Annotated in this window: 4 protein-coding genes; 1 reads left to right on the plus strand and 3 read right to left on the minus strand. The window is 74.2% G+C overall.

What is annotated here, in order from left to right:
- Positions 1 to 243: response regulator transcription factor (locus JNW89_RS35230; RefSeq protein ID WP_238452317.1), on the plus strand; the 243-nt coding region annotated here is incomplete at its 5' end.
- Between the two features lie 62 nt (positions 244 to 305).
- Here JNW89_RS35230 and JNW89_RS35235 read toward each other — a convergent pair.
- The 3 genes from JNW89_RS35235 to JNW89_RS35245 are packed head-to-tail and all read right to left on the minus strand — an operon-like array spanning position 306 to position 2,084.
- On the minus strand, positions 306 to 854 hold the full coding sequence (locus JNW89_RS35235) for a thioredoxin domain-containing protein (RefSeq protein ID WP_238452318.1): 549 nt from the start codon (positions 852 to 854) through the stop codon (positions 306 to 308).
- Positions 851 to 1,348, minus strand: a complete 498-nt coding sequence (locus JNW89_RS35240) for a redoxin domain-containing protein (protein WP_238452319.1) — start codon at positions 1,346 to 1,348, stop codon at positions 851 to 853. Before JNW89_RS35240 ends, JNW89_RS35235 begins: the two co-directional genes overlap by 4 nt.
- Positions 1,349 to 1,403: 55 nt before the next feature.
- A complete protein-coding gene (locus JNW89_RS35245) occupies positions 1,404 to 2,084 on the minus strand; it encodes a BON domain-containing protein (protein ID WP_238452320.1) in 681 nt (226 codons plus the stop codon).
- Positions 2,085 to 2,261 lie beyond the last annotated feature (177 nt).

The raw sequence follows: 2,261 nt of genomic DNA on the forward strand, positions 1-2,261 counted from the left end.
GCCGACGAGCCCGCCGAACGGGGGCCGGCCGGCGCGGAGCGGGCGCTGGACGAGCCGCTGACCGAGCGGGAGCTGACCATCCTGCGCTACCTGCAGAGCATCCTGTCCAACGTGGAGATCGCCAGCGAGCTGTCGGTGTCGGTCAACACCGTCAAGACGCACGTGCGCAACATCTACCGCAAGCTCGACGCGACCCGCCGGCGCGAGGCCGTAAGGCGGGCCCGCGAGCTGCGGCTGATCTGACCACGCGCGGGCCGACCGCCGCCGGGCGGTGCGATCCCGGCGGTGGTCGGCGCGCAGCCCGGTCAGCTGCCGGCCGCCGCGTCCACGGCGGCGAGCAGCTCCGGCAGGTCGTGCCCGCCCTCGTGCCGGACCTCGTTGATGAACAGGGTGGGGGTGCCGTTGACCCCGCTGCGGATCCCGCCGACGAAGTCCCGGCGTACCCGGTCGGCATACGCCTGCCGCTCCACCTCGGCGCTGACCTCGTCGGGTGGCAGGCCGAGCTGTTCGACGCCGAGGGACAGGTGCACCGGGTCCAACTGGTCCTGGTGCTCGTAGAGCCAGTCGTGCATGTCCCAGAACTTGCCGCGCCGGGCGGCCGCCTCGGCGACCTCGGCCGCGCTCTCCGCGTACGGGTGGACGTTGGCGATCGGGAAGTGCCGGTAGACCAGCCGGACGGTGGCGGTGCGCTGGCGCAGCACCTCGGCCAGGTTCGGGTACGCCGCGCCGCAGAAGCGGCACTGGAAGTCGCCGTACTCGACGATGGTGACCGGCGCGTCCGCCGGACCCCGGACGTGGTCGGTGCCGTCCACCGGCGTGCGCAGCCGGGCGGTGACCTGGAGCGGCGTCGTCATCGGGTCACCACCCGCCGATCGGCGACGAGTTGCTCCAGCGCGTCGAGGATGCCGTCGGCGCCCGGATTCACCTCCGGCGGCGACAGGTGGCTCCAGGCCACCGTCTGATCCGGGTCGAGCACCACCAGCGCCCGCGCCGACTCCCCCTGCGGGGTGTACGCGCCGTACCGGCGGGACACCTCACCCTTGGGCTCGAAGTCGGCCAGCAGCGGGAACGTGATGCCCCTGGCCTCGGCGAAGGCCTGGTGCGACCAGATGCTGTCGACGGAGAGGCCGAGCAGCACCGCGTCGTACCGCTCGAACTCCGGCATCGCGGCCTGGTACAGCGCCATCTGGTCACCGCAGACCGGGGTCCAGTCGGCGGGGTAGAAGGCGAGCACCACCGGCCGGCCGCGGAACTGCCCGGGGCCCGTACGTCGCCCGTCCGGGGTGCCCGGCAGGGTGAAGTCGGGCGCCGGGCTCCCGGGTGTGATCAGCCCGTCGGAATCAGTCATGACTCCCACGTTGCCCGCCGGCCGGGTGAAGCCGGTTCACCCGGCCCGGGTGGTCTCAGCGGCCCACCGTCACGTGGTTGTGCACCTCCCGGATGCCGGGGGCGGACCAGACGATCCGCTCCACCTCGTCGCGCTCCGGCACGGAGTGCACCAGGCCGTCGATGACCACGGTGTCGCCGTACACCCGGACGCTGATCCGGTCCGGCTCGGTGGCGCCGCTGCGGGCGAGCGCGTCGACGATCCGGTCGGGCAGCTCGGCGCCGGTCGGCGGGGTGGACGGCCGGACCGTGATGCCGTTGCTGACCCCGCGTACGCCGGTGAGCCGGCCGACGACCCGCTCGGCGGCCCGGCGCTGGTACTCCCACTCCACCCCGCCGCGCAGCGTCACCCACCCGTCGGCGACGGTCACCTCCAGGTCCTCCACCGGCACGAAGGCGTCCCACTCCAGGGCCCGCTCGGCCGCCCCGGCGATCTCCGTGTCGGTGCGCTCGGCCGACGGGGTGATCCGTACGGCCAGGTCGTTGGCGACGGCCCGGACCCGGGCCACCCGGTGCGCGGCCCGCTCGGCGGCCCACTTCGCGGCGTAGCTGTCCACCCGTCCGGTCAGCGTCACCACCCCCTCGGCGACGGTGACCCCCACCTCGGCCGGGCTCACCCGGGGCTCCCAGGTCAGCTCGTCGAGCACGTCGGTCTGGATGTCCTGGTCGGTTCGCGTGACGACGGTCGCGCCGGCCATGCGCTCACTCCTCCCGGGATCGGGACACGGGGCGGGCGCACAGCCCGCCGAACCGCGATCCTGCCGGCACACCGGATGAGCCCCCCTCACCCGCACCGGGTGACCGGCTGCCCGCCCGGCATCGACAACCGGGGTGGGCTCGGGCACGATCTGGCGGTCGGGGAGGGGCGGGGCGAT

The organism is Micromonospora sp. 4G55, from assembly GCF_016803375.1.

Bases quoted from the DNA above. Each gene is read 5' to 3' on its own strand.
- JNW89_RS35240 (WP_238452319.1), bottom strand. From the start codon at position 1,348: ATGACTGATTCCGACGGGCTGATCACACCCGGGAGCCCGGCGCCCGAC.
- JNW89_RS35235 (WP_238452318.1), bottom strand. From the start codon at position 854: ATGACGACGCCGCTCCAGGTCACCGCCCGGCTGCGCACGCCGGTGGAC.
- JNW89_RS35245 (WP_238452320.1), bottom strand. From the start codon at position 2,084: ATGGCCGGCGCGACCGTCGTCACGCGAACCGACCAGGACATCCAGACC.